Below are 25726 nucleotides of genomic sequence, written 5' to 3'. Positions count from 1 at the left end.
GTGCGCAGCGTGATGTGCGGCGGCTCCACGCTCCGGCGCGAGCTGGGACTGTTCTTCACCGGCGCCGGCCTCCAGCTGTACGAGGGCTACGGGTTGACCGAGACCACCGCCGCGATCACGGCCAATCCGCCCGGCCGGCAGAAGCTCGGCACGGTCGGACAGCCGGTGCCGGGCGCCTCGGTGGCGATCGCCGACGACGGCGAGGTGTGGGTGCGCGGCGGTTCGGTCTTCGGCGGCTACCTCAACCACCCGCGGTGCACGGCCGAGTCCCTGGTCGACGGCTGGTTCGCGACCGGCGACCTGGGCCGGCTGGACGAGGACGGCTACCTCAGCATCACCGGGCGCAAGAAGGACCTGATCGTCACCAGCAGCGGCAAGAACCTGGCTCCGGCGGCCCTGGAGGAACGGGTCGAGGCGCACCCCCTCGTCTCCCAGTGCCTGGTGGTGGGCGACGACCGGCCGTACGTGGCCGCGCTGATCACACTCGACCCGGCGGCGCTGGCGCACTGGCTGAAGACCCACGGGCGGGAGCAGTCGGACCCGTGGACGGCGCTCGCGGACGAGGAGCTGCACGTGGAGGTCCAGCGTGCGGTGGCGGCCGCCAACACGGCCGTCTCGCGGGCCGAGTCGATCCGCGCCTTCCGGCTGCTGCCGCGGGAGTTCAGCGAGGATCAGGGGCTGCTGACCCCCTCCCTCAAGCTGCGTCGCGGGGCGATCGCCGCGCACTACGCGGCGGACATCGAGGAGCTGTACCGGTCCTGAACCGGGCCGGCGGGCGGGTTTCCTGACGAAGCGTCTTGTCCCCTCGCTCCGCACGACGGGCGGCGGCCGGGGTTCATCCGCCGTTCCCTTGACGGCCCGATTGGTCTAGTCCATTGTTGCGACGATCCAGAGTTCCACGGTCCGATTCCACTCACGCCCTCCCCACGGGCGTACCCCCACCTGCTGGAGTCCTCACGTGTCGATGTCCACGCGCCTCTTCGCGCGCTCTTCCGTGCGCCTCTTCGCGCGCTCTTCCGCGCGCTCTTCCGCGCGCCCTTCCGTGTGCCCTTCCGTCCGCCTGCCCCTGCGCCTGTCCGCGCTGGCCGCCTCGGTCACGCTGCTCACCGGGCTCGCCGCCCCGGCGGCCACCGCCGACCCCGGCCCCGGCCTCGCACCCGCCGTCACCGACGGCCCGAGCGCCCAGGCCGTGCCGACCGTCAACCTCGCCACCAATCCCGGGTTCGAGGCACCCTCCCCCGACCTCGCCGACTGGGGCAGCATCCCCGGCTGGAGCTGCACCGGCGGTCCGGCCGAAGCGGCCGTCACCGCCACCGCCCCGCACACCGGCACCTCCGCGCTGACCGTCACCCCGGCGAACCCCGACTCCACCGGGGAATGCGCCCAGACCGTCGCGGTCCAGCCCAACACCACCTACACGGCCTCCGCCTGGGTGCGCGGCGACTTCGTCCACCTCGGCGCCACCGGCACCGGCAAGGACGTCGCACCCGCCTGGACGGAGACCACCCACGGCGGCTGGCAGCGGCTGAGCACCCGGTTCACCACCGGCCCGAACGCGCGCAGCATCCGGCTCTACGTCCACGGCTGGTACCAGCAGGGCCCGTTCTCCGTGGACGACGTCCGGGTGGACGGCCCCGCACCCGCCCCGGCCGCGCCCGCGGGCTCCGTCGCCACCAGCGACAAGGTCGTCTTCTTCACCGTCGACGACGGCTGGCAGCGCACCCCCGAGGCCGAACGGTTCATCGCCGACCACCGGCTGCCGATCACCGCCTTCCCGCTGCCGATGCCGGCCGCCACCGACCCGGCCTTCTTCAAGCGGGTCACCGCCGCGCCCGGCTCCTCGATCCAGGACCACAGCGTCTCCCACACCGACCTCACCACGCTCCCGCTGGAGCGGCAGCAGGTCGAGATCTGCGACGCCCGTGACTCCATGACCCGCCTCTTCGGCACCGCACCGACGTTCTTCCGCCCGCCCTACTTCACGTGGAACGCCGACACCCTGCAGGCCGCCGCCAACTGCGGCATCCGCACCGTGCTCACCGCCGACGCGGACTTCAGCTGGGGCGCCTCCAACATCTGGCACCCGGGCCTGCTGCAGCCGGGCGACGTCGTGCTGGTGCACTGGACCGACACCCTCGCCGCCGACCTCCAGCGCGCCCTCGCCGCCGCCGACGCCGCCGGACTCAAGCCGGCCGGCCTGGTGGACTACCTCCGCTGACGACCGCCGTCCCACCCCGGAGCGCCGCCGCCCCCTCCCGGGCGGCGGCGCTCCGCCGTCCGGCGCGGGTGATCGTTGACAGCGCGTCCGCCGCCTGGCTCTAATGGGGGCGTGCAGCGCGGCGTCGGCCACAGAGCAGTGGGCCGGCCGACAGCCGAGCGAGCACCCTTCCGAAGGGACGATGCGCGATGAGCACCCTCTCCGCTTCCCTGATCTGACGCCCGGCGGTCACCACGGTTCCCGTGCGCGAACCGCTGCCGGTGTCCCGTGCACGAGTCCTGTGTCCTGATGTCCTGCGTCCTGTGTTCGACGCATCGCGGCGGGCGGCCGGCGGCTGGCGGCCGGCAACCGGCAACCGGCAACCGGCAACCGGCAACCGGCAACCCGACGGTCGCTGGGTGCACGACCGGCCGCACCACCGGCTCCGACACGGCACCGGAACCGCGGGTGACCGCGACCACCCCTTCCTCTCCGGAGATCCAGCACACACCCATGCCCATGTCCTTCGAATCCTTCAACCTGACTGTCATCGAGGAGTTCCGCGCCAACGGCGGGCGGGTCGGCGGCCCGTTCGAGGGCGGCGACCTGCTGTTGTTGACCACCACCGGGGCACGCTCCGGGCGGCCGCACACCGTGCCGCTCGGGTACGTCCGGGCGGAGGGGCTGCTCCTGGTCGTCGCCTCGGCGGCCGGGGCGCCGGAACACCCCCAGTGGTACCGCAACCTCCTCGCCCACCCGCTGGTCCGGGTCGAGCTCGGCACCGAGGCCTTCGACACCGTCGCCGTACCCGCCGAAGGCGACCGCCGGAAACGGTTGTTCGCCGCCGTCGTCCGGCAGGCACCCGGCTACGGCGACTACCAGGAGCACACCGACCGGGAGTTGCCGGTCGTCGTCCTGGAACGGCCCGATCCGCCGGCCGGCGGCCCGGCCCCGGTGGTGCGCAGCCTCGCCGACAAGCTGCTGGAGGCGCACACCTGGCTGCGCGCGCAACTGCGCCTCGTACGGGAGGAGGCGCACGCCCAGGCCCCGGGCCGACCGGCCACGCTCGGGCTGCAACTGCGTCGGCACTGCCTGTCCTTCTGCGACGGGCTGACGCACCACCACACCGGCGAGGACACCGCGATCTTCCCCGCCCTCCGGCGCAGCCATCCGGAGCTGGCCGACGTCCTCGCGCGGCTCGACGAGCAGCACCGGACCATCGGACGGATCAAGGAGGAGCTGGTGGCCCTGCTGGCCGGGATCGAGGTCACCGAACCGGGGCGCCTCCGCCAGGATTTGGACCGGATGTCCGCCGAACTGGAGGCACACCTGAGCTTCGAGGAAGCGGAACTGCTACCGGTCCTCGCCGGGATCCCCTTCCCGCCGACCGGGGCGGCAGCACCGGGGCCCGCCACGACCGGACCGGCGAGCAGCGGACCTCCACCGACCGGGGGCTGAAACGGCGCTGCCGCCGTCCGCCCCGGGCCCGGGAGTGGACGGCGGCCTGCGGCGGTCCGTCAGGACGCGGTGAACACCGGGAGGTAGCCACCCGCGTGGCCGGCCGCCTTCGGGTGGTAGCTCTCGTCGACCGGCAGGGTGGTGCTGTTCAGCCAGGTGGTCTGCGAGCCGCAGATCTCGTGCTCGGTGAAGATGCTGCGGACGTCGCCGAAGGCGAAGCCGGCGTTGGCGGCCCGCTTGGCGAGGACGCCGTCCAGGGTGTCGGCCGCGCCGTTGATGGCGGCGCGCTTGGTGTCGCCGATGCCGAAGATGCAGCTGCCGCCGACCTTGTAGATATGCGGGTAGCCCATCACCACGACGTGGGCCTTCGGGGACTTGGCCTTGATCGCGGAGTACACCTTGTCCAGCTGGGCGGGCAGGGTGTTGGTGGCGTAGCTCTTGGCCGTGTTGACGGCGTTGACGCAGTCGGTGTCCGAGCCGAGGACACAGGTCTGCATGGTGTCGGCGAAGCCCGCGTCGTTGCCGCCGACCGAGATGCTGACCAGCGTGGTGCTGGCATCCAGGGCGGAGATCTGGCTGTTGAGGATGTCGCCCGTCTTGGCACCCGAACAGGCCACGAACTTGAAGGAGGACGGCGCGTGCGCGTTCTTCCAGAGGTACGCGTACGCGTTGGTGCTGCGCTTGCAGCTGCCGCTGTCGCTCAGGTAGCTGCCGGCGCCGACGCCGGAGGAGTACGAGTCGCCGAGGGCCACGTAGTTGGCGCCGGCGGCGTTCGCGGACGACGCGGCGAAGAGCGTCGTCATGGTGAGGCCTGCAGCTATGGCGGCGATGGACAGGGCGCGGGCAGGACGGATCATCACAGCTCCAGTGGGGTGGCGTGGTGAGGGTCACAGAAGTGATACCAGGCAGTAGCCAAACCCGGAAGCGGTCATGCCAAGGATATTGACGGGCCGTCCGCTAGCCCGGAGATGAACTGCCGCTGACACTGCGTGATTTCACGCAGGTCAGCAGGGGTGCAGGGTGACGCGCGTAGCGCGGCTCGGACGGACCGGCAACTTGCAGAAATTCCATGCAAGATAAGCGGGGGGCCGCCGCCCGGCCATCGCCGGGTCAGATTCCGATCAGGAGTCAGCGGACGCAGGGGGGGCCGATGGCACCCGTCGGGGAATGCCGGAAGGTGGGTCAAAAGGGGCATCGACAGCACCCCGGAATTCACCGTTGCGGCCGAGCCGTTCCGTGCGTCCGATGTTGACGTCGGCCACGGCGGCGCGCCGGAACCGCCCTGCGAACGGCGACAGGTCTGGGCCCGCGTGCCGTCACGTCAGGGCGGCGAGCCGACACGGCGTTCCGGGTCAAGGGCGGGACGGAGACAGGACGTCAGAGACAGGACATCAGGGACAGGACGTCGGGGACAGGACGCCGACGGCAGGGCGCCGGGACGTCCCGCGGGAGGACGGCGGCGCGCGCGCTCAGCCGTGCGCGCCGGAATGACCACCGCCGGAATGCAGTGCGCCCTGGTACACGGCACCTCGGGAGACCGTGCAGCCCTCGACCGGCAGCTCCTCGATCGCCTCGTTCGCGGCCACGGGCACACCCAGCCGGCGTGCGGCGGTGGCGACCGCCACCCGGGCCTGCCGCAGCCCGGGCGCGCCCCAGCCGAGCAGCTCGACGGCGAGGCCCGGCGCGACCAGCAGCCGCCGGTAGTGCCGGCCCGAGGCCGGATCGGCCGCGCTCGGGCCGACCGCCCGCAGCGCCGCCGCCATCCGGACCCGCGCGCACTCGTGCCCGCCGTTGGCCGAACCGACCCGGTCGTACAGGTAACCGAGGTAGTACGGCCCGCCGATCAGGGCCTGCGCCTCCTCGGCCGCCTCCCGCGCCAGGGCGGCCGCCGGATCCCCGCCGTCCTCCGGCTCCAGCGAGCCGCCGGGCAGTGAGCAGATCCCGTCCCGGGGGTTCACCAGCGTCAGCACCCTCCCGTCCGGCGCGAACAGCCACCCCCAGGACTGCTTGACCGGCAGCCCCTCGGGCACCTGCTCGCCCGCCCGCCACGGCCAACCCGCCGTGGGGCGACGCCTCACCTTCCCGAGCAGCTCGGCGATCTCCGCGCTGTACTCGATCGGACTCATGCTCTCGCCCCGCAGCGCCCGGTGGGGACTCCCGCCCCTGCGCACCCCCCGGCGCCGAGCTCGCTCCGCTCGTTCATCCGTCCCCCTCTCGCTGTCGGGCTCCGCCGGACCGGCGGTGCGCGGGAGGACCTGCAGGGCGCGGTACGGAGCGGCGGGAACGGCGGCGTGGGGCACCGCGCGTTCCTGCTGTTGATCTTCTCCGAATCTTCCCCGAACAGGCGGTCGATGAACAGTCCCCAGCGCCGCATGGTGGATAGGGAAGCGGTGAACCCGGCGAATGCGGAGACGGCGGACGTCCGGATCACCCCAGCGGCCCACCCCCTTCCGCCGCCCCCTGGAAGGCGGGCAGCGGGAAGCCGGGCAGCGGCTCCACCCCGGGCGGGAAGGGCAGCCCGCGCGCGGCGTCGTCGGCCAGTTCGTCGAACACCTCGTGCGCGGTCATCGGCCGCAACCGCCCGCCGGTCAACGCCCAGCCGAGCACCGGCGGCCGGGGCACGGCAGCACCGGCCGGGGAGGCGGCCGGACCACCGGGCGGACCGGACCGGCCCTCGGCCCGGCCGACCGCCCGTACGCCCACCGCGGGATCTCCGTGCAGCAGCAGCGCACCTTCCCCGCCCAGGGCGACCCCCGCCGCGAGCGTGACGCAGAACGCCTCGGCGTCCCGCCCGGCGGGGTGGAGCCGCCCGTCCTCCACGCAGACGTCCACCGCCGAGGTGAGCTCCTCACCGTCCTCCGGGCCGTGGCAGCGCAGCGTCAGCAGGTGGCACCCCTCCCCCGCGCCCTCGGCGAGCGCCAGGTAGACCGACGTCACGTACCGCATCACGGCCGCCATCCGGAACTGCCCCGCGGGGTCGTCGCCGACCGCGTCCAGCAGGGCCGCGCAGGCCACGGACATCCGCACCCGCGCCCGGTGGTCGTCCAGCAGCACGGGGACCAGCTCGGCCAGCCGCTCCCCCGCGTAGACGAACGGCTCCCCCGCCAGCTCCGGATCGCCCGCGTAGGCGACCCGGGCCGAGGGCATCCGGGGATCGAGGCCGAGCGCCTCGCAGTAGTCCTCGAAGTCGCCCGCCTCCAGGACCCGCAGGTGCACCTCCAGCCCCTGCCGGTGCAGCGCCGTGAGCTGCTCCTCCGCCCGCCGCAGGTAGGCCTGGTGCCCGAGCCCGCCGAACAGCCCGTACCGCGCCAACCCGGCGAAGTCCCCGGCATCGACAGCCAGGGCCACCGCCACCGGCTGGGGCGGCGGCGCGCCCCGGACCCGCCCGCCGTACCCGGCCGCACGCGCCCCACCCCCTCCCGCACGAGCACCCGGCGGCCGCCCGCCCCCGGGCGGCACCACCCCGGAGGGACCGCCGGCCGACGCCCCACCGGCACCCCCTCCGGGCCTCCGCCCGGTCAGCGCCAGCACCCGCCGACGCGCCCGCGGCGGACGGCCCGCCGCGGCGCCCCGCGCCTCACCCACTTCACCCACCGAACACACCGAACACACCGCACTCGCCGACTCCCGCACAGCGGCCATGGGTCCTCCCTCTTCTCGTTCGCCCGGTACCGGACCATGCCGTCGGCCGCCCCGAACGGACCGGCCGACGTCGAGGAACATACACAGAGCCACTGACAATTCACCCCAGGTAATCGAACAAGCTCAGCAGGCCCTGCCGATCGCAAGCGCGGGCCCCGCGGGAACGCCGAGCGCGGACATCGCCTGTTCCGCAGGGGCGGGCCGACCCTCGCGGAACAGGCGACGACCGACAGATGACAGCTGACAGATTTCGAAATCTGTCAGCTGTCATCTGTTTTCCGTCCGCCGTCAGCCGTCCGCGCTCCCGGGCCCCCGGACCTCCTAGGACGCGTGGTTCCACCGGGCCGGGCGGGTTTGTCGGCGGTGCGCGTTAGGGTCGGGGACCATGCGACTGCTGCATACCTCCGACTGGCATCTCGGGCGCTCGTTCCACCGCGAGAGCCTCCACGACGCCCAGCGCGCCTTCCTGGACCACCTGGTGGACGTGGTCCGGTCCGAGGGCGTGGACGCCGTGCTGGTCGCGGGAGACGTGTACGACCGGGCACTGCCCGGGCTGGAAGCGGTCGCGATGTTCGACGACGTGCTGCACCGGCTGGCCGACCTCGGGGTGCCGACGGTCTTCATCAGCGGCAACCACGACTCGGCCCGCCGCCTCGGCGTCGGCGCGGGGCTGATCGGCCGGGCCGGCATCCACCTGCGGACCGACCCGGGCGGCTGCGCCGAGCCCGTCCTGCTGGCGGACGAGCACGGCCCCGTGGCCGTGTACGGGCTGCCCTACCTGGAGCCCACCCTGGTGCGCGAACGGTTCGGGCTGGCGAAGGGCGGGCACGCGGCGGTGCTCGGAGCGGCGATGGACCAGGTCCGGGCCGATCTCGCGGCGCGCCCGGCGGGCACCCGGGCGGTCGTGCTGGCCCACGCCTTCGTCACCGGCGGCACGTCGAGCGACAGCGAGCGGGACATCGCGGTCGGCGGCGTCGCCTCCGTGCCCGCGTCGGTCTTCGACGGGGTGCACTACGCCGCGCTCGGTCACCTGCACGGCTGCCAGACGCTCGCCCCGCACCTGCGCTACAGCGGCTCCCCGCTCGCCTACTCCTTCTCCGAGGTGAACCAGCGCAAGACCATGTGGCTGGTCGACCTGGCCGCCGACGGCTCGGTGACGGCCGAGCGCGTCCCCTGCCCCGAACCGCGCCGGCTGGCGACTCTCCGCGACACCCTCGACGCGCTGCTCACCGACGAGAAGTACGCCGAGCACGAGCAGTCCTGGGTGCAGGCCACGCTTACCGACGCGGCCCGGCCGAGCGAGCCGATGGAGCAGTTGCGCCGCCGCTTCCCGCACACCCTCCAGCTGCTGTTCGATCCGGACCGGAGCGGGACCGAGCCCTCGCAGTCGTACGCGGCGCGGGTCAGCGGCCGCGCGGACCTGGAGATCGCGGAGGGCTTCCTGCGCCACGTCCGCCCCGGCGCCGAGCCGGAGCCGGACGAGCTCGGCTGGCTGAGCGAGGGCTTCGAGCGCGTCCGGGAGACCGCCGACCGGAAGGCGGACCTGCCCCGATGAGGCTGCACTCGCTCACCGTCACCGCCTTCGGCCCGTTCGCGGGCAGCGAGACGGTGGACTTCGACGCGCTCGCCGCCGGCGGGCTCTTCCTGCTGCGCGGCGCGACGGGCGCGGGCAAGACCAGCGTGCTGGACGCGGTCTGCTTCGCCCTGTACGGCGAGACTCCGGGCGCGCGCCGGGCCAACCGGCTGCGCAGTGACCACGCCGACCCGAAGCTGCTGACCTCGGTCGAGCTGGAACTGACCCTCGGCGGGCGGCGGCTCCGGATCACCCGGCTGCCGGAGCAGCGCCGGCCGAAGAAGGTCGGCACCGGCACCACCGTCGAGCGGGCGCAGACCCTGCTGCGCGAGTGGGTCCTCGACACGGGCGACGGCACGCCCGGCTGGCGGGGGATCAGCAAGTCGCACCAGGAGGCCGGGGAGGAGATCCACCGGCTGATCGGTATGAACCGGGAGCAGTTCTGCCAGGTGGTGCTGCTGCCGCAGGGCGACTTCGCCCGCTTCCTGAAGGCCGACTCCGAGGAGCGCGGCAAACTGCTGCGGCGACTGTTCGACACCGAGCGGTTCCAGCACGTGGAGGCCTGGCTGGCCGAGCAGCGTCGCGGCCAGGAGGCCGCCATCCAGGCCGGCCGGCGTCGGCTGCGGGACCTCGCCAGCAAGGCCGAGCAGGCGGCCGGTCCGGACGCCGAGCCCGCCGCGGACTGGGTGCCGGCCGAGGACGCCGACGGGCCGGCGGCCGGCGGCCTGGCCACCGGGGTGCTGGGCTGGGCCGCGGTCCTGCGCAGCGGCGCGGCCGAACAGCTCGCCGTCGCCGAGGCCGCCCTCACGGACGCCGAGCAGGCCCAGCGCGCCGCCCAGGACCGGCGCGAGGCCGCCGAGGAGCTGGCCGGTCGCCAGCGCCGGCACCGGGAGGCCCTGGGCCTGGCCGAGCGACTCGCGGGGTTCGAGCCGGCCGCGGCCGCGGACCGGCAGCGGCTGGCCGCCGCCCAGGAGGCCGTGGGGGTGGAGTCGGCGCTGCGGCTGCGGGAGAACGCGGCCGAGTCGCTCGGGCGGGCGCGGCAGGCGGAGCGCCGGCACCGCGAGGTGCTGGCCGGCTCCGGCGCCGAGGGCCGGGAGCTCGCCGGGGCGGACGCCTCCGGACTGTCCGAGGCCGAGCTGCGGCTGCGGGCCGAGGTGGTCCGGTTGGAGACGGCCCGGGAGGAGGAGCGCCGGTGCCTCGAACTCGCCCGCGAGCAGGCCGTCCTGACGGTGGATCGGCGCGCAGCCGAGGAGCTGGCCGAGGAGGCCGAGGACTGGCTCGCCGAGTTCGAGGGCGAGCTGGGCCGCCTGGAGCAGGAGCACGCCGAGGCCCGGTCTGCGACTTCCCTGGTCGAGCAACTGGACGGCCGGCACAGCGAGTTGACCGACCGCCTGGGCGCGGCCCGGGAGCGCGACGCACTGCGCGCCGAGATCGACGCGGCCGAGCCCGGGGTCGTCGCTCTGCGCACCGCCGCACTGGATGCCCGCGAACACAGCCTGGACCTTCGGGACCGCCGACTGAGCGGCATGGCCGCCGAGTTGGCCGAGCAGCTGCGCACCGGCGAGGCCTGTCGGGTCTGCGGCTCACCCGAGCACCCGGCGCCCGCCGAGGCCGCGCCCGGCAGCCGGGTCGACGCCGAGGACGAGGAGCGGGCGCGCCGGGCCCAGGCCGCCGCCGAACGAGCCTGGACGGACGCCGACGGGGCACTCACCGCGCTGCGGGTGCGCGAGGCCGCCGCCGCGGGCGCCTCCGGACCGGACGGCGCGGAGGCGCTCGCGCAGGCCCTCGCCGGGCTGGAGCGCGAACACCGCGAGGCCCGGCACGCGGCGGACGCGCTCGGCCGGGTCGAGCAGGAGATCGCCCGGCTGTCGCAGGACCGCACCCGCCGGGTCGACGAGCTGCACAAGGCGAGGGAGCGCGCCGCCGTGCTCTCCGACCGACTGCTGGCGCTCGGCACCGAGCAGCAGACGCTGACCGCCCGGGTGGCGGTCGCCCGGGGCGAGGCGGCCTCGGTCGCCGACCGGGCCGCGGCCCTCACCAGGCTCGCCGAGGCGGTCGCCGCGACGGCCACCGCCGCCCGCACGCACACGGAGGCGGCGGACCGGTTCGACGAGGCCGAGCAGGAGCTGGGCAAGGCCGCCGCCTCGGCGGGCTTCCCGGACGCCGAGGCGGCGCTGGCCGTCCTGCTTCCGCGCGAGGAGCGCGAGCGGCTGGAGGCCCGGCTGGAGCGACACCGCACGGAGACCGCTGCCGTCCGCCGCGAACTGGCGCTGCCGGAGCTGGTCGAGGCCGCGGGCCGTCCGCCGGTGGACCTGCCCGCCGTCGCGGCCGCGCTCGGCGCCGCCACCGACCGGCTCGGCCGGGCGCACGCCGCCCTGGCCGCGGCCCGTGAGCGCTGCGGGGCACTGGCTGAGATCGGACGGCAGCTGAGCGGGCTCGCCGCCGAGCTGGCCCCGGCGCTGGACCGGTACGGCCGGATCAACCGGCTCGCCGCGCTCGCGGCCGGCACCTCGGCCGAGAACCGGCTGCGGATGCGACTGGAGTCGTACGTCCTGGCAGCACGGCTGGAGCAGGTCGCGGCGGCGGCCAGCGACCGGTTGGTCCGGATGTCCGGCGGGCGCTACACCCTGGTGCACAGCGACGACCGGGGCACCGGCACCAAGCGCTCGGGCCTGGCCCTGCGGGTGGTCGACGCCTGGACGGGCACCGAGCGGGACACCGCGACCCTCTCCGGCGGCGAGAGCTTCTTCGCCTCGCTCTCCCTCGCCCTGGGCCTGGCCGACGTGGTCACCGACGAAGCGGGCGGCATGCCGTTGGACACCCTCTTCATCGACGAGGGCTTCGGCACCCTCGACGAGCACGCCCTGGAGGAGGTCATGGACGTGCTCGACGGGCTGCGCGAGCGGGACCGCGCGGTCGGCATCGTCAGCCACGTCGCCGACCTGCGCAGCCGTATCCCCTCCCAGCTGCTGGTCCACAAGGGTCGGCACGGCTCGACCCTGGCGCTGGCCGGGCGGGAGGACGCATAGCGCCGGCCGGCGGCCCGGGGCCGGTCCGGGGTCAGCCCGAGCAGGCGATCCGCTGCGCCTGCTGCCAGGCGCACACCGGGCAGAAGGTGCTGCCCGGCTGATCGGCGGGCAGTTCGGTCGGCTCGCCGCACAGGACGCAGTCGGCTCGCGGCCCGGGCACGTCCGGGTCGCGCCGCAGCGCCGCCTCCGCCCCGCCGCCCTCGGGCGCGAGTTCGCAGACGCCCGCTTCCTGCTTCGTACCGGTGTCGCTCATGCCGTCTTCTCTACTCCTCACCCCTGCCCTGCGGCAACACTCCCCCGGTTCGGGGCCCGCGGCAGACGGATGACGCCGGACGGATGACGGCGGACAGGTGACAGGTGACAGATTTCAGCGAACAGATTTCAGCGAACGTTTTCTGAAATCTGTTCGCTGAAATCTGTTCGCCGCCGTCCGGAACCCGTCCGCCGCCGCCCCTCCACCGCGGCTCCACCGCCGAAGCCCCCCGCCGGCGCCCTCCCGCCCACCGGCTACCGTGACCGGCATGCCGACCGACCTGTACCGACGCCTGCTCGCCGCCCGCGCCACCACCCCGTCCTACCCCGAGGTGGGCGCCACCCGGGGTGGGGGCGGACGGCTCCCGGACGGCTACGCCCACCTGCGGCGCCGGGTGCACCTGGGGCACGGGCCGCAGGTGCTGGAGCGGGCCGGGCGGTACGTCCTCGGCTGGGGCAGCCAGCTGGGCACCGGCTTCGCGGCCTACCCCGCCGGCCCGGCCCGGGAGGGCGAAACGATCCTGCTGCGACTGAACCTGCCCGGGCTCCGGTGGCCGCGGCTGGTGATCCCCTGCCGGGTGGTGTGGACGGTGGAGGAGCCGGACCGGGTCGGCTTCGGGTACGGCACGCTCCCCGGCCACCCGGAGCGCGGCGAGGAGGCGTTCCTGGTGTCGATGGACGCCGACGGCGAGGTGTGGTTCGAGGTCACCGCGTTCTCCCGGCTGTCCGCCTGGTACGCCAGGCTGGGCCGGCCGGTGGCCCTGCTCTGCCAGCATCTGGCGATCGAGCGCTACCTCGCCGCGGTGGCCGCGCACGTCCGCTGAGCCCCGCAACGCCGCCGCCTCCACCGGCTCCACCACCTCCACCGGGTCCGCCGGGGTCCGCCCGCCGGGCTGCCCGCCGTCGGGTGGCATGAGCCGGTCCGGTCCGAGGCATTCCGTCCCGCCCGGGCGTCAGCCGAGGAAGGACAGCCGGACGGTCCGGCGCGGATTGTCCCCGTTGGTGTCGACCAGCACCACCGACTGCCAGACGCCGAGCGCCAGTTGACCGCCGAGCACGGGAAGGGTGGCGTGCGGGGCGACCAGGCCGGGCACCACGTGGTCCCGGCCGTGGCCGGGGCTGCCGTGCCGGTGGCGCCAGCGGTCGTCGGCCGGGAGCAGGTCCCGCAGGATGGCGAGGAAGTCGTCGTCGCTGCCGGATCCCGTCTCCAGCACCGCGATCCCCGCGGTGGCGTGCGGGACGAAGACGTTGAGCAGGCCGTCCCGCCCGGCGGCCCGTTCGTCGAGGAACGCGGCGCAGCGGTCGGTGATGTCGAGCGCGACCTCGCGGCTGCCGGTGGTGATCTCGAAAGTGCCGCTCTGGAAGGTGGTGGTCGGGAAGGACCCGGTCTGGGAGTGGTTGTTGTCCGCCATGGCGCCATCCTGTCCCAGGTCAGCCGGCCGGGCGTACTCCCTCGCCGTCTCGCCGTGCCGGGGAGGCAACCTCGCGTAGGGTGAAAGGTTCAGACCACATCACTCACACCACCCACACCACCCGCGGCACCCACACTCTCCGGCGCACCCGTCCGGCCATCGCGCGGGAACACCGAAGACCCGGCGGACCGAAAGGTCCACCGGGTCGGTTCCCGGGCGGGCGGCGGGGAGGGACCCGTGCCGCACCGGCCGGACTAGCCGCGCCCGCCGAAGAGGCTCCGCCGCAGCCGACGCAGCGGCGTCAGCAGCGAGATCCTGGTGTGGCGACGACGGGCCGTCGGGACCTCGGCGCCGCGCGGCGTGAGCTCCCTTATCAACCCGAGCGCTTCGGCGGTGTCCACCGCCGGGAGTGCGGGCGCGCCGAGTACGGCCAGGTGTCGGTCGATCCGGCGGCCGGTCGTGCCGACACCGCACTGGATCGCCGGCACGCGGGGCCGAGTCCGCACTTGCATGTGTTCCATCAGTTTTCCCACCCCTACGAGGCGCCAGGGCCGTGAGGCGAAGACTATCCGTGACGGACGGCCTTCGCGCAACCGTCCTTGGTGTTGTGCCACCGTATCGTGCGACGTCAACTGACGAAGCACCAGGGGCCGCCCGGCCGGTCACGACTAGGCATCAATGATGGTGCACGACCGGCCGTCCGTCACCGGTTTCGACAGACGCGGGTGCGGCAACGCCGCGCACGACGCGCGCCGGGCGCACGGCCGCACCCCGGCGACGCCCCGCACCGCACCGCCCGCGCACCGGCACGCCCCGCCGGATTCCGCCCACCGCCCACCGGCCTTCGCTCCCGCTCCTGCTCTCGCTCCCCGCAATAGGAGGGGACAGCCGCCACATCGACAAAGCGATCACCGCGGCAGCAGCCGAGGCGCACCCACACCCGCACCCACCCCCACACCCGTCGTGACGCGCCTACCCCTGACCTGTAACCTAGCGACTTCAGGAAGTGAACACATTCGAGGGATTGACTCCCGTCGAACCTCCAAGCAATATCTGATGCACGCGCCCGTGCCCGCACCGCACTCAAGCGCGTGTTCGAGTGATGAAGAACTCCGGCTCCCGCGAGCCACTGCCCGGCCGCCTCGACGCTGCGGTGGCCAGGCTCGCGCGGTGCCCGGACCGGCGGTCGGCCGTAGAGGGTCGGCCGGACCGCCACCTGACTGCCGGTGCCGCCCCGCGAGGGGCCCGGCACCGGCGGTTCCGGGTCCACGCCCCCCTCCACGGGCTCCGAATCACGCCGCCGCCCCGCATCCGCGCGCACGCCACGCCAACCCGGTGTCCGCACCCCGCCCGGGGCCCCGGAACGCCCGCCCCGGACGTCCGCGCAGGTCGCACCCGGTCGATCGGTACACTCGGCCAGCGTGTCCCTCCTCCTCAGCATCGTGCTCCCGGTCCACGGCGTGGAGCGGTACCTCCCCCGCTGCCTCGACTCGATCCTCGGCGACGTCCCCGCCGCGGAGACCCGCTTCGAGGTGATCGCGGTCGACGACCTCTCCCCGGACGGCTCCGGCGCGATCCTGGACGCCTACGCGGCCCGCGACAGCCGGCTGCGGGTGCTGCACCTCACCGAGAACCAGGGCCTCGGCGGCGCCCGCACCGCCGCCCTCCCGCAGGCCCGCGGCGAGTACCTCTGGTTCGTGGACAGCGACGACTGGGTGCCCGAGGGGACGGTCGGCGCCCTGCTGGACGAGCTGGCGCTGGAGCGCGGCCGGGAGACCCCCGTCGACGTGCTGGTCACCGGCTTCACCCACGTCTATCCGGACGGCGGGACGGAGCCCAACCCGTGGCGCCACGTGCTGGCCGGTTCCCCGCTGGTCGAGGGCTGCACCCTGGCGGAGCACCCCGCGCTGTTCCAGACCGTGATGTCGGTGTGGAACAAGGTGTTCCGCCGCGACTTCCTGGACGGACTCGGCGTCTCCTTCGGCCGCGGCTACTACGAGGACATCTCGGTCACCTACCCGGCGCTACTGGCCGCCGAGCGGCTGCGCTACCTCGACCGGCCCTGCTACTTCTACCGGCGCGGCCGGGCCGGCGCGATCACCGCGACCGCCTCCCCCAAGCACGCCGACGTGTTCGCCCAGTACGACGCGATCTTCGCCTTCCTGGACCGCCCGGACCGCCCCGGCCGGCCCGTCCCGGACTCGCTGCGCACCCTGGTCTTCGACCGGACCGTGCGCCAGGCGCTGAACGTCTACGACACCCCCGGCCTGGTCCCCACCGACCTGCGCAAGGACTTCTTCCAGCGGATCGCCCGGCACTTCGACCGCCACCGCCCGGCCGGCTACCGCTTCCCTGGCGGGGTGCGCGGCGTGCAGTACCGGCTGGCCGCCCGCGGAGCCCGGATCGCGTACGCGGAACTGCGCCGCACCGGTCGGCTGCCGCGCGAACTCAAGCGCGGGGCGAGGGCGGTGGCACCCGCGGTGAAGAAGGGCATGCGCAGCGGCGCCCGGTTCACCGCGTACAACGCGTTCCGCCGGCTGCCGCTGGACCCGAACCTCGCGGTCTACGCCGCGTACTGGCACCGGGGTTACGCGTGCAGCCCGGCGGCGATCTACGAGAAGGCGAAGGAACTCGCCCCGCGGATCCGGGGCGTGTGGGTGGTGGAGAACCGCGCCCAGGCCGCCACGCTGCCGCCCGGGGTGCCCTACGTGATCGTCAACACCCCCGCCTACCTCAAGGCGATGGCGACCGCCAAGTACTTCGTCAACAACGTCAACTTCCCCCGCACCATGACGAAGCGGGCGGGCACGGTGCACGTCCAGACCCAGCACGGCACCCCGCTCAAGGCGATGGGCATGGACCTGCGCGACCACCCGGCGGCGGCCGAGGGGATGGACTTCGACCTGCTCCAGGAGGCCGTCGACCGCTGGGACTTCCTGGTCTCCCCCAACCCGCACACCAGCGGGCACTTCGCCCGCGCCTTCCCCGGCCGGTACGAGATGCTGGACACCGGCTACCCCCGCAACGACCGCCTGGCGAACGCCACTTCGGACGAGGTCCGGGAGCTGCGCGAGCGGCTCGGGCTGCGGCCCGGCACCCGGGCGGTGCTGTACGCGCCGACCCACCGCGGCAGCAAGGGCGGTTACGTGCCGCTGCTGGACGTGGCGGAGCTGGCCCGGCGGCTGGGCCCGGACTTCACGCTGCTGGTGCGCACCCACTACTTCCACACCGACGGCCCGGGCGACCTGACCGGGGCCGGGGCGGAGTCGGCTCGGATCGTGGACGTCTCGACGCACCCGACCGTCGAGGACCTCTACCTCGCGGCGGACGTGCTGGTGACGGACTACTCGTCGATGATGTTCGACTACGCGGTGCTGGACCGGCCGGTGGTGATCTTCGCCCCGGACTGGGAGGAGTACCAGCGCGAACGCGGCGTCTACTTCGACCTGTTCGCGGAGCCGCCGGGCGCGGTCACGGTGGACGCGGACGGGCTGGCGCGGGCCCTGCTGGCGGGCGACCCGGAGCCGGCCGCGCGGGAGCGGTTCCGGGCGAAGTTCTGCGTCTGGGACGACGGCGGCGCCGCGGAGCGGGTGGTGCGACGGGTGTTCCCGGTGGAGCGGGGGTAGCACCCGCCGGAGGAGCTCACGCGGAGAGCCTGTACGGGAACAGGCTCCGCACGGGGCCGGCGCACGGGAACAGGCTCCGCACGGGGCCGGCGCACGGGGCCGGCGCCGCCGGTACGGCGACCGGCCCCGTCGACGCAGGTCCGGAGCAGGCTCGACAGCGGCCCGGAGCGGACCCGGGGCGGGATCAGCGCTGGCGGGCAGCCAGGAACTCCTCGAAGGTCAGCACGCCGTCGTGGTTGGTGTCCATGCTGTGGATCAGCGCCTCGGCCATCGAGAGGGTGACGTCGTGGTCGCCCATCTCGTTGGCGGCCAGGGCGTACTCGGCCGCGGTGATCTTACCGTCGCCGTCCTTGTCGAAGCGGTCGAAAAAGGCCTTGATCGCCTCGGTGGTCTCCATCGTGCCCTCCTGGGTACTGCGGGGTGTCGCTCGGTTCGGACGGCCGTACCCTACCCGGCCGTGGCGTGCGCCACGGTCGTCGGGAGTGGACGTGCGCGGGGGTCGGTGTCGTAGTCTGCGGATCTGATTGCAGGCCCGGGCTCCTCCCGGGCGTTCGTTCGTCCAGGGAGGGAATCGTGCTCGACCTCGCCACCAAGTTGGTGCTGAAACCGGTCTCGCGGGGGATCTGGCGGCCGGTCATCGAGGGAATCGAGAACGTGCCGCGCAAGGGCGGGGTGATCCTGGCCAGCAACCACCTGTCCTTCATCGACAGCGTGGTGATCCCGCTGACCGCCCCGCGCCGGGTCCACTTCCTCGCCAAGGCCGAGTACTTCACCGGCACCGGGCTCAAGGGCCGGCTCTCCAAGGGCTTCTTCGAGGCCATCGGGGCCGTGCCGGTCGAGCGCGGCACCTACCGTTCCGCTCAGGCCTCGCTGGAGTCGGCGCTGGAGATCCTGGAGAGCGGCAAGGCGTTCGGTATCTACCCCGAGGGCACCCGTTCCCTGGACGGCCGGCTCTACCGGGGCAAGACGGGCGTCGCCTGGCTGGCGCTGACCGCGGGCGTGCCGGTGGTCCCGGTGGCGCTGGAGGGCCCGGAGCAGATCCTGCCGGTGGGCAAGCGGGTGCCGCGGCTGAAGAAGGTGACGGTCCGCTTCGGCGAGCCGCTGCACTTCGACGAGCTGCACGGGCAGGCCCGTTCGCTGAAGGCCCGCCGGCAGGTCACCGACGAGGTGATGGCGGCCATCCAGCGGCTCTCCGGCCAGGAGGTCGCGGAGAGCTACAACGAGGTCCCGAAGGCCGCCTGACCGCCCTCCGCTCAGCCCGAGGCCACCCTGCCGCCCTGCCGCCTCGGCTGTCCCGACCGCCCCACCGCCCAGCCGCCCAGCCGCCCGGCCCGTCGGACCGTCCGGCCGGTCAGACGGGCTCGGCCGCCACGGCCGACGGCTCGGGCCGCCCGGCGGCCTCCGGCACCTCCCGGCGCAGCAGCGCCGCGTACCGGCCGTCCAGTGCCACCAGCTCCTCGTGGGTGCCGAGTTCGACCACCTCGCCGTGGTCCAGCACGGCTATCTGGTCGGCGGTGCGGACGGTGGAGAGCCGGTGCGCGATGGTGATGGTGGTGCGGCCGACAGCCAGGGCGTCCACGGCCTGCTGGACGGCGTGCTCGGTGCGGTTGTCGAGCGCGCTGGTGGCCTCGTCGAGGATGAGCACCGGCGGGTTGCGCAGGATCGTCCGGGCGAGCGCGAGGCGCTGCTTCTCGCCGCCGGAGAAGCGGTAGCCGCGCTCGCCGACGAGGGTGTCGTAGCCGTCCGGGAGGGCGGCGATGGTGTCGTGGACCTGTGCGGCCCGCGCGGCCTCGACGAGTTCGGCGTCGCTGGCGCCGGGCTTGGCGAAGCGCAGGTTCTCGGCGACCGAGGCGTGGAAGAGGTAGGTCTCCTGGGAGACCACGCCGACCGCGCGGGACAGGGTGTCGAAGGACAGCTCGCGCACGTCCACGCCGTCCAGGGTGACCAGTCCGCCGGTCACGTCGTACAGCCGCGGCACGAGGTAGCTGAGGGTGGTCTTGCCCGAGCCGGTCTCGCCGACCACGGCCAGTGAACTCCCGGCCGGGACGGTGAGGTCGACGCCCGACAGGGTCGGGCGCTCCTGTGCCGGGTCGTAGCGGAAGTCGACGTCCTTGAAGCGGACTTCTCCGCGCAGGTCGGTCAGGGTGACCGGCTCGGCCGGTTCCTCGATCTCCACCGGCAGGTCGAGGTACTCGAAGATGCGCTGGAAGAGCGCGAGCGAGGTCTGCACGTCCACGCCGGTGGAGAGCAGGCTGACGGTCGGGCGGAAGAGGCCCTGCTGGAGGGTCACGAAGGCGACCAGGGTGCCGACCGAGACGATCGGCGCGCCCGCGGCGGAGGTCAGTCCGGCCGCCCAGTAGATCAGTGCGGGCATCGCGGCCATCACGATCTGGATGGTGTTCATCCGCCAGCGCCCGGCCATGCTGGCCTGCACTTCCAGGCCCGCCAGCCGGTCGGACTGCTCGGTGAACTCCCGGGCGAGCGAGCCGGAGCGGCCCATCGTGCGGCCCAGCAGGATGCCGCTGACCGAGAGCGACTCCTGGACCGCCGAGCTCATCGCGGCCAGCTGCTTCTGCCGCTCGGTGGTGATCTTCTTGCGCTCCTGGCCGACCCTGCGGCTGATCCACACGAACAGCGGGAGCAGCAGCAGCGAGACGACGGTCAGCCGCCAGTCCAGTGCGACCATGGCGACGACGGAGGCGACCACCGCGGTCAGGTTGGAGACCAGGCTGGTCGCGGTGGAGGTCACCGTGGACTGCATGCCGCCGATGTCGTTGGCGATCCGGGACTGCACCTCGCCGGTGCGGGTGCGGGTGAAGAAGGCCAGGGACTGCCGCTGGAGGTGGCCGTAGACGGCGGTGCGCAGGTCGTGCATCACGCGCTGGCCGACGGTGGTGGAGATCAGCGTCTGGAGCACGTTGAAGATGCTGTTCACCACGGCGGTGAGGATCATCCCGAGCGCGAGCAGGCTGAGCAGCCCGGTGCGGCCCTGCGGGATGGCGGTGTCCAGGACGGCCCTGAGCAGGAAGGGCGAGACGACCGAGACCACGGCCGAGGCGGCGACCAGCAGCCCGACGACGGCCAGGCGGCCCCGGTACGGGCGGAAGAGCGCGAGGATGCGGCGCCACTCGGCCGGCGGGCGGGATTCGCCCGCGGCGCGCTCGGGCGGGGTCCAGTCGATGGTGGTGGGCCTCAAGGACGGGCCTCCCTGGGTGGGACGGTCGGGCGGGCGGTCGGGCTGGGGTCAGCATAGCGAGGGTAGCTCATTGTTAGACAAGCTAATAGTGAGGGCGACTCTATTCCTCGCCCGCGACCCTCGCCGACGCCCCACCCCCGGCCCTCACCGCCCCGCCCGACGCCCTCACCGCCCCGCCCGACGCCCTCACCGCCCCGCCCGACGTCCGACGTCCGACGTCCGACGTCCGACGTCCGACGTCCGACGTCCGACGTCCGACGCCCGACGCCCGGCGCCCAGCGCCCAGCGCCCGGGGCCGCCCTCCCGCAGCCGACCGCCGTGGCCCGACCGCCCCGGCCCTCAGTTGGTCCGGTAGGTCCGCGCGGCCTTCGAGGAGAGCCCGCCGAGCTTGCCGGAGGGCAGCGCCCGGGCGATCGCCACGGCCGCCTTGTACCGCTTGCCCGGCACGGACACGGACCGGCCCCGGGCCAGGTCGCGCATCGCCTCGTCCACCACCCGCTCGGCGGAGAGCCAGGACCAGGACGGGATGTTGCCGGTGCCCATGCCCGCGCGCTCGTGGAACTCGGTCCGGGTGAAGCCCGGACACAGCGCCATCATCCGCACGCCCGTCCCGCCGAGGTCGCGCAGCACTCCCTGGGTGAAGCTGACCACCCAGGCCTTGCTCGCTCCGTACGTGCCGCGCGGCAGGAAGGCCGCCACCGAGGCGACGTTGACGATCGCCCCGCGCCCGCGCTCCCGCATCCCGGGCAGGGCGGCCGTGGTCAGCCGCAGGATCGCCTCGATGTGCACCTTCAGCATGGCCAGCTCGTCGTCGAGCGGGACGGTCCCGAAGGCACCCTTGTTGCCGAAGCCGGCGTTGTTGACCAGGAGGTCCACCGGGCGGGCGGAGTCGGAGAGCCGGCCCTCCACGGCGCCGATGCCCTCGTCGGTCGCGAGGTCGGCGGTCAGCACCTCCGCCTCGATGCCGTACCTGCCGTGCAGGTCGGCCGCGGCGCGCTCCAGGCGCTCGGTGTCTCGGGCCACCAGGACGAGCCGGTAGCCGCTGCGGGCGAGCCGGCGGGCGAAGGCGGCTCCGATGCCGGCGGTCGCGCCGGTGATCAAGGCTGTGGTCATGCCCCCGACCGTACCGACTCCTCGCACCCGGGCCCACATCCAGGGCAATGCCGCAGCTCAGCGCACTGCGGATGCAGGTCCCCGGGGGTGCTCGTAATGTCGAACAGGGGCATCGTCCGACCGGGCGGTGAAATCCATTTGAGGAGGCACATCTGATGCTTACTCAGTTCCGGACCGAAACGGCTTCGACGTCACACAGCGCGACGCTGGAAGCCGAGACACTCGCGAGCCTGATGGTGGAGGACGAGGCCGTCGTGTCCGACGCGCCCACGTACCTGCCCGAGGCCGCCGGCGCGGTGCTGCTCGCCGCCCTGCTGCTCCTCTCGCCGAAGGGCCCCAAGGAGAAGCCGACCCGGTAGGTCGACCCCTCCACTGTCGGGCCTCGCGCCCGTGACCAACCCTCCTGAAGGGGGACCCGATCACCATGCCAACCGCCGAGACCCCTCTCCGTGACGAGTACGCCGCGGCGGTCGAGCGGGTGGCGGACCGGACCCTCGCCGTCCTCCGGGACGGCGAGGGCACGGCCGCACTCGCGGACCCCGACAGCCTCGTGCCCCGCCCGCTGCTGGCCGCGGTACGGGTGCTGGGTGCGGACCTCTTCGCACCGCAGCTGCTCACCGGCGCGGAGCCCGACGGCACCACCGCCGCCCTGCTGGCCGAGGCACGCGTGGCCTTCCCCGCACCCGTCCCCTCCTCCCAGGAGGCCGCACTGGTGATCGGATGGCAGGACTGGGCGGCCGGCCTGCTGCTCGCCCGCACTCCGTACGGGGCCGCCGTCCCGCCGCCCGCCCCGCTGTCCGGCCCGGAGGACGTCGGCTGGCAGGCGTGGTCGAAGCGGATGGCGCAGCTCTCCTCGCTGGCACTGCCCACGATGGACGGCCCGATGCACGACGCCGCCCGCGCGAACACCCTGGACCTCGCCCGCGGGGCCGTCCGCAGCATGCTCCGCCGCGACCCCACCACCGCCGTCCGGCTCGCCCGGTGGCTCGCGTGGGCCCGGGCCGACGGCCGGACGCTGCGACTGGAGCTCGAACCCGTCCTGGACCGGATCCGGCTGGCCGGCGACGGAACGGCCCGGTCCTCCCTCGAACTCGCCATCGCCCAGCGCCTGTTGACCATATCGACCGGCGTCGGCAGCCCGGACGACACGAACGGCCCGAACGGGGTGACGAGATGACGGACACCGAGGTGCTCGCCACCGCCCAACAGCTCGGCTCCCGCTCACTGGCCTGGCTGCACGACGGCTACCAGCGCGGTTACAGCCGACTCGACGAAAGCACCATCGTCGACCTGGCCGACCCCGAAGACGTCTACAAGCCGCTCTGCGAGGCCGCGTTGGCCTCCTCCCTGGTCCTGCGCGACGGCGTCACCGGCCCGCACGACGCCCGCCTCGCGCGTGAACTCCTCGAAGCCGCCTGGGGCCAGCTGGGCGAGGGCGACCTGCTGCTCGAACGCCAGTTGCGGCACGTCACCCTCGTCGACCCGCTGGAGACGTACGGCCACTTCGCGCGGTCCGGCTACCGCCACGCCGCCATGGAGGAGTTGCTCACCTCGATCGGCCGGCTCCGAGCCGTGCACGCCGTCGAGATCCAGGGCAGCCGCCACCTCGCCCTCGCCAACGCCCGGCGGATCTCGGGCCTCGAACCGCAGCCGGACTGGCCCCGACTGGCCCGGAACACCTGGCTCGGCGCCCTCCCCGAACCCTGGACCATCGCCTGGGTGATCGCCTACCAGGTCACCCACACCGTCTTCCACCTCACCGACTGGGGCGCCCGGCCCGAGTGCCTGCCCGAGCCGATGCGCGACTACCTGCGCGACTGGCTGCCGGTCTGGCTCGACATCTGGCTGGAGATCGAGCAGTGGGACCTCGCCGGTGAACTGCTCATCGTGGACTCGTGCATCGGGGAACCGGTCACCGGCCGGACCGGCTGGGACGCGCTGACCGCGGCCCAGCAGGCCGACGGCATGATCAAGTGCGAGGGCTCCGCACCCGACAACGACGACCCGGAGGAGGACTTCCGCCAGCACTGCCACACCGCGGTGGTCGGGGTCGTGGCGGCAACCGTCACGCTCTCCCGGGCGCTCGGCGGCACACCGGTGGCCTCTTGAGCCGGGCCGACGCGAACGGGCACGGCGCGAGCAGGGCAGACACGGAGCTTCTGGGCATGATCGGCCCGAACGCGAGCGGCCCGACCTCGCACGGCCCGGATACGAGCCACCCGGACGCCAACCGCCCGAACGTCAGCCGCTCGAACGCCAACCGCCCGGACGCCAGCCGTCTGGACGCCGCCGTCGCGGCGGCGGTCCGGGCGGCCCGGCCCTACGCCACCGCCGTGACGATCGCCCTGGTCCACGGGGACCGGGCCGAGGTGCGCTGCTTCGGACGGACCGGACGGAGCCCGGGCGCCGCGCCCTGCACACCCGGCACCGTCTTCGAACTCGGCTCCGTCAGCAAGACGTTCACCGCCCTGCTGCTCGCGGAGATGGCCTCGCGCGGTGAACTCGCCCTGGACGACCCGGTCGAGGACCGGCTGCCGCACCGCTGGCGCGCGGCGAAGGTCCGTTCGGCGGAACCCATCCGACTGCTGCACCTGGCCACCCACACCTCGGGCCTGCCCGGGCTCCCCCCGGGGCTGCTCGCCAAGGCCGTTCCGGCCTGGTTCAGCAACCCGTACGAGACGTACGGCGACGAGCAGTTGCGGGAGTCTCTGGCCCGAACCACGGTACGTGGAACGCCCGGTAGCCGCTACGGGTACTCCAACTACGGGGTCGGCCTGCTCGGACGGCTGCTCGCCGAGACCGGCGGGATGCCCTACGGCGATCTGCTCGCCGAACGGATCTGCCGGCCCTTGGGCCTGCACGCCACGACCTGCGCCCCGGATCCACCGGGGCGGGCGACCGGGTACCGCCGCGGACGGGCGCTCCCGCCCTGGCGGATTCCCGGACTGCCGGGAGCCGGCGCGGTCCGGGCCGACGGGGCGGACCTGCTGCGCTACCTCCGGGCCCACCTGGACGGCGGCACGGCGGCGGCCCCGGGATCCGGCCCGGCGCCGAACCCCGCCGGAGAACCCGCCGCAGACCCGGGCGACGGGCTGGGAGCCGCCCTGCGGGACGTCCAGCGGCTGCGGTTGCGGCTTCCGCACTCCACCGACCGGATCGGCCTGGTGTGGATGCACCGCCGCTCGGGCGACCGGGACCTCTACTTCCACAGCGGTGGCACCCGCGGGTTCACCGCCTTCGTGGGGTTCTCCCCGGAGGGATCGGCGGCCGTCGCGGCGGTGGCCAACACCGCTCCGGCGCTGGACGGCCGCTTCGTCCAGGCCGGGTACGAGGTGCTGCGGGTCGCCAGTCGCTGCCAGTAGCCGGGCGGGGCCGGTCCCCGGGGCCAGGTCCGGCAGCAGCCGGTCGGTTCCGGTGGCCGGTCCGCGCTAGACGGCGACGGCCTTGGCCCGGTCGGCGGCGATGTGCACGGCGAGTCCGGCGAGGACGGTGCCCATCACGTAGCGCTGGATCCGCAACCAGCCGGGCCGGCGGTTGAGGAAGGCCGCTATGCCGCCCGCGCTCACCGCGATCAGGCCGTTGACGGTGATCGCGACGGCGATCTGGGTCAGGCCCAGCAGCAGGCTCTGCACGGCGACGTGACCGCGCTCCGGGACCACGAACTGGGGCAGCAGCGAGATGTACATGATGGCGATCTTGGGGTTGAGCAGGCAGGTCAGGAAACCCATCGTGAACAGGCGGCGCGGCGGGTCCGGCGGGAGCTGCTGGGGCGCGAAGACCGCCGTACCGCCCGGCTTGACGGCCTTCCAGGCGAGCCAGAGCAGGTAGCCGGCACCGGCCAGCTTGATCGCGGTGTAGAGGACGGGCACCACCGAGAAGACCGCGGCCACCCCGGCCGTCACCGCGGCCAGGTAGACCAGGAACCCGGCAGCGACCCCGACCAGCGAGACCAGCCCGGCGCGGCGGCCCTGCGCGATCGAGCGGGACACCAGGTAGATCATGTTGGGCCCGGGCGACAGCACCATGCCCAGGGCCACGGCGGCGATCCCGAGCACGGCCCGGCCGTCCACGGCGGATGTCAACGCGTCCATACGAGGAGGCTAGGGCGGGCCGCCAGGTCGATGCAATGATGACTTTGCCCTCGGTGCAATATGGGACGGCGCGGGCGACGGGGGTACGGGCGGAAGGACGGGAAGACCATGACGAGGAACCCCTGGAGGGCCGACCG

22 protein-coding genes are annotated in these 25726 nt (G+C 73.8%); 12 read left to right on the top strand and 10 right to left on the bottom strand.

The window, feature by feature from the left end; all coding sequences use genetic code 11:
* The 3 genes from ACWD4P_RS28645 to ACWD4P_RS28635 form a co-directional block, all read left to right on the top strand.
* The coding region (locus ACWD4P_RS28645) for an AMP-dependent synthetase/ligase (protein WP_449781609.1) at positions 1-762 on the top strand (762 nt) is incomplete at its 5' end.
* Between the two features lie 280 nt (positions 763-1042).
* The gene (locus tag ACWD4P_RS28640) at positions 1043-2218 is read left to right on the top strand and encodes a polysaccharide deacetylase family protein (RefSeq protein WP_449781608.1); all 1176 of its coding nucleotides are present in this window, start codon (positions 1043-1045) and stop codon (positions 2216-2218) included.
* Positions 2219-2710: 492 nt separating this feature from the next.
* On the top strand, positions 2711-3655 hold the full coding sequence (locus ACWD4P_RS28635; RefSeq protein ID WP_449781607.1) for a nitroreductase/quinone reductase family protein: 945 nt from the start codon (positions 2711-2713) through the stop codon (positions 3653-3655).
* A 59-nt stretch (positions 3656-3714) separates the two neighbouring features.
* On the opposite strand, the gene ACWD4P_RS28630 is transcribed toward ACWD4P_RS28635, so the two are convergent.
* The 3 genes from ACWD4P_RS28630 to ACWD4P_RS28620 form a co-directional block, all read right to left on the bottom strand.
* Positions 3715-4512: an SGNH/GDSL hydrolase family protein gene (locus tag ACWD4P_RS28630; protein ID WP_449781606.1), complete on the bottom strand. Its 798-nt coding sequence runs from the start codon at positions 4510-4512 to the stop codon at positions 3715-3717.
* Positions 4513-5124: 612 nt separating this feature from the next.
* On the bottom strand, positions 5125-5781 hold the full coding sequence (locus ACWD4P_RS28625) for a hypothetical protein (RefSeq protein WP_359817892.1): 657 nt from the start codon (positions 5779-5781) through the stop codon (positions 5125-5127).
* A gap of 301 nt (positions 5782-6082) precedes the next feature.
* Positions 6083-7003, bottom strand: coding sequence for a hypothetical protein (locus tag ACWD4P_RS28620; protein ID WP_449781605.1), 921 nt, complete (start codon positions 7001-7003; stop codon positions 6083-6085).
* 679 nt (positions 7004-7682) lie between these two features.
* On the opposite strand from ACWD4P_RS28620, the gene ACWD4P_RS28615 reads away from it, so the two are divergent.
* Both ACWD4P_RS28615 and ACWD4P_RS28610 read left to right on the top strand, forming a co-directional pair.
* Positions 7683-8852: an exonuclease SbcCD subunit D gene (locus ACWD4P_RS28615; RefSeq protein WP_449781604.1), complete on the top strand. Its 1170-nt coding sequence runs from the start codon at positions 7683-7685 to the stop codon at positions 8850-8852.
* Positions 8849-11899, top strand: a complete 3051-nt coding sequence (locus tag ACWD4P_RS28610; RefSeq protein ID WP_449781603.1) for an AAA family ATPase — start codon at positions 8849-8851, stop codon at positions 11897-11899. The genes ACWD4P_RS28615 and ACWD4P_RS28610 overlap by 4 nt, the downstream gene beginning before the upstream one ends.
* 31 nt (positions 11900-11930) lie before the next feature.
* Here the strand turns inward: ACWD4P_RS28610 and ACWD4P_RS28605 are convergent, their stop codons facing one another.
* Positions 11931-12152: a hypothetical protein gene (locus ACWD4P_RS28605; RefSeq protein WP_449781602.1), complete on the bottom strand. Its 222-nt coding sequence runs from the start codon at positions 12150-12152 to the stop codon at positions 11931-11933.
* 268 nt (positions 12153-12420) lie between these two features.
* Here ACWD4P_RS28605 and ACWD4P_RS28600 point away from each other — a divergent pair, with 268 nt between their 5' ends.
* Entirely contained in the window at positions 12421-12975 is a 555-nt protein-coding gene (locus tag ACWD4P_RS28600) for a DUF1990 family protein (RefSeq protein WP_449781601.1), read from the top strand.
* A 129-nt stretch (positions 12976-13104) separates the two neighbouring features.
* On the opposite strand, the gene ACWD4P_RS28595 is transcribed toward ACWD4P_RS28600, so the two are convergent.
* Positions 13105-13563, bottom strand: a complete 459-nt coding sequence (locus tag ACWD4P_RS28595; RefSeq protein WP_449781600.1) for a YjbQ family protein — start codon at positions 13561-13563, stop codon at positions 13105-13107.
* A gap of 254 nt (positions 13564-13817) precedes the next feature.
* Positions 13818-14084, bottom strand: a complete 267-nt coding sequence (locus ACWD4P_RS28590) for a hypothetical protein (protein ID WP_359821880.1) — start codon at positions 14082-14084, stop codon at positions 13818-13820.
* Positions 14085-14984: 900 nt separating this feature from the next.
* Here ACWD4P_RS28590 and ACWD4P_RS28585 point away from each other — a divergent pair.
* Entirely contained in the window at positions 14985-17189 is a 2205-nt protein-coding gene (locus ACWD4P_RS28585) for a bifunctional glycosyltransferase/CDP-glycerol:glycerophosphate glycerophosphotransferase (protein WP_359821882.1), read from the top strand.
* A gap of 184 nt (positions 17190-17373) precedes the next feature.
* On the opposite strand, the gene ACWD4P_RS28580 is transcribed toward ACWD4P_RS28585, so the two are convergent.
* Positions 17374-17586, bottom strand: coding sequence for an EF-hand domain-containing protein (locus tag ACWD4P_RS28580; RefSeq protein ID WP_224282188.1), 213 nt, complete (start codon positions 17584-17586; stop codon positions 17374-17376).
* 176 nt (positions 17587-17762) lie between these two features.
* Between ACWD4P_RS28580 and ACWD4P_RS28575 the strand changes: the two genes are divergently transcribed.
* On the top strand, positions 17763-18431 hold the full coding sequence (locus tag ACWD4P_RS28575; protein ID WP_359821884.1) for a lysophospholipid acyltransferase family protein: 669 nt from the start codon (positions 17763-17765) through the stop codon (positions 18429-18431).
* Positions 18432-18540: 109 nt separating this feature from the next.
* On the opposite strand, the gene ACWD4P_RS28570 is transcribed toward ACWD4P_RS28575, so the two are convergent.
* Together ACWD4P_RS28570 and ACWD4P_RS28565 are read right to left on the bottom strand one after the other, a co-directional pair.
* Positions 18541-20385 carry an ABC transporter ATP-binding protein gene (locus ACWD4P_RS28570; protein WP_449781599.1) on the bottom strand — a complete coding sequence of 615 codons (1845 nt, stop codon included), beginning with the start codon at positions 20383-20385 and terminating at the stop codon, positions 18541-18543.
* 339 nt (positions 20386-20724) lie between these two features.
* Positions 20725-21498, bottom strand: a complete 774-nt coding sequence (locus ACWD4P_RS28565) for an SDR family NAD(P)-dependent oxidoreductase (protein ID WP_449781598.1) — start codon at positions 21496-21498, stop codon at positions 20725-20727.
* Between the two features lie 155 nt (positions 21499-21653).
* Between ACWD4P_RS28565 and ACWD4P_RS28560 the strand changes: the two genes are divergently transcribed.
* From ACWD4P_RS28560 to ACWD4P_RS28545, 4 genes are all read left to right on the top strand, one after another.
* A complete protein-coding gene (locus tag ACWD4P_RS28560) occupies positions 21654-21857 on the top strand; it encodes a hypothetical protein (protein ID WP_359821891.1) in 204 nt (67 codons plus the stop codon).
* Between the two features lie 65 nt (positions 21858-21922).
* The gene (locus tag ACWD4P_RS28555; protein ID WP_449781597.1) at positions 21923-22675 is read left to right on the top strand and encodes a hypothetical protein; all 753 of its coding nucleotides are present in this window, start codon (positions 21923-21925) and stop codon (positions 22673-22675) included.
* Positions 22672-23607, top strand: coding sequence for a DUF6895 family protein (locus ACWD4P_RS28550; protein ID WP_359821896.1), 936 nt, complete (start codon positions 22672-22674; stop codon positions 23605-23607). Before ACWD4P_RS28555 ends, ACWD4P_RS28550 begins: the two co-directional genes overlap by 4 nt.
* 56 nt (positions 23608-23663) lie before the next feature.
* The gene (locus ACWD4P_RS28545; protein ID WP_449781596.1) at positions 23664-24860 is read left to right on the top strand and encodes a serine hydrolase domain-containing protein; all 1197 of its coding nucleotides are present in this window, start codon (positions 23664-23666) and stop codon (positions 24858-24860) included.
* A 66-nt stretch (positions 24861-24926) separates the two neighbouring features.
* On the opposite strand, the gene ACWD4P_RS28540 is transcribed toward ACWD4P_RS28545, so the two are convergent.
* Entirely contained in the window at positions 24927-25589 is a 663-nt protein-coding gene (locus ACWD4P_RS28540; RefSeq protein WP_359821900.1) for a LysE family translocator, read from the bottom strand.
* Positions 25590-25726: the final 137 nt, after the last annotated feature.

The organism is Kitasatospora sp. NPDC002543 (assembly GCF_053594915.1).
This window is presented reverse-complemented; position numbering and strand designations above follow the sequence as displayed.

Coding starts and splice junctions, on each gene's coding strand:
- ACWD4P_RS28580 (WP_224282188.1), bottom strand. CDS start 17,586: ATGGAGACCACCGAGGCGATCAAGGCCTTTTTCGACCGCTTCGACAAG.
- ACWD4P_RS28630 (WP_449781606.1), bottom strand. CDS start 4,512: ATGATCCGTCCTGCCCGCGCCCTGTCCATCGCCGCCATAGCTGCAGGC.
- ACWD4P_RS28615 (WP_449781604.1), top strand. CDS start 7,683: ATGCGACTGCTGCATACCTCCGACTGGCATCTCGGGCGCTCGTTCCAC.
- ACWD4P_RS28635 (WP_449781607.1), top strand. CDS start 2,711: ATGCCCATGTCCTTCGAATCCTTCAACCTGACTGTCATCGAGGAGTTC.
- ACWD4P_RS28625 (WP_359817892.1), bottom strand. CDS start 5,781: ATGAGTCCGATCGAGTACAGCGCGGAGATCGCCGAGCTGCTCGGGAAG.
- ACWD4P_RS28560 (WP_359821891.1), top strand. CDS start 21,654: ATGCTTACTCAGTTCCGGACCGAAACGGCTTCGACGTCACACAGCGCG.
- ACWD4P_RS28610 (WP_449781603.1), top strand. CDS start 8,849: ATGAGGCTGCACTCGCTCACCGTCACCGCCTTCGGCCCGTTCGCGGGC.
- ACWD4P_RS28600 (WP_449781601.1), top strand. CDS start 12,421: ATGCCGACCGACCTGTACCGACGCCTGCTCGCCGCCCGCGCCACCACC.
- ACWD4P_RS28540 (WP_359821900.1), bottom strand. CDS start 25,589: ATGGACGCGTTGACATCCGCCGTGGACGGCCGGGCCGTGCTCGGGATC.
- ACWD4P_RS28565 (WP_449781598.1), bottom strand. CDS start 21,498: ATGACCACAGCCTTGATCACCGGCGCGACCGCCGGCATCGGAGCCGCC.
- ACWD4P_RS28555 (WP_449781597.1), top strand. CDS start 21,923: ATGCCAACCGCCGAGACCCCTCTCCGTGACGAGTACGCCGCGGCGGTC.
- ACWD4P_RS28595 (WP_449781600.1), bottom strand. CDS start 13,563: ATGGCGGACAACAACCACTCCCAGACCGGGTCCTTCCCGACCACCACC.
- ACWD4P_RS28590 (WP_359821880.1), bottom strand. CDS start 14,084: ATGGAACACATGCAAGTGCGGACTCGGCCCCGCGTGCCGGCGATCCAG.
- ACWD4P_RS28545 (WP_449781596.1), top strand. CDS start 23,664: ATGATCGGCCCGAACGCGAGCGGCCCGACCTCGCACGGCCCGGATACG.
- ACWD4P_RS28605 (WP_449781602.1), bottom strand. CDS start 12,152: ATGAGCGACACCGGTACGAAGCAGGAAGCGGGCGTCTGCGAACTCGCG.
- ACWD4P_RS28550 (WP_359821896.1), top strand. CDS start 22,672: ATGACGGACACCGAGGTGCTCGCCACCGCCCAACAGCTCGGCTCCCGC.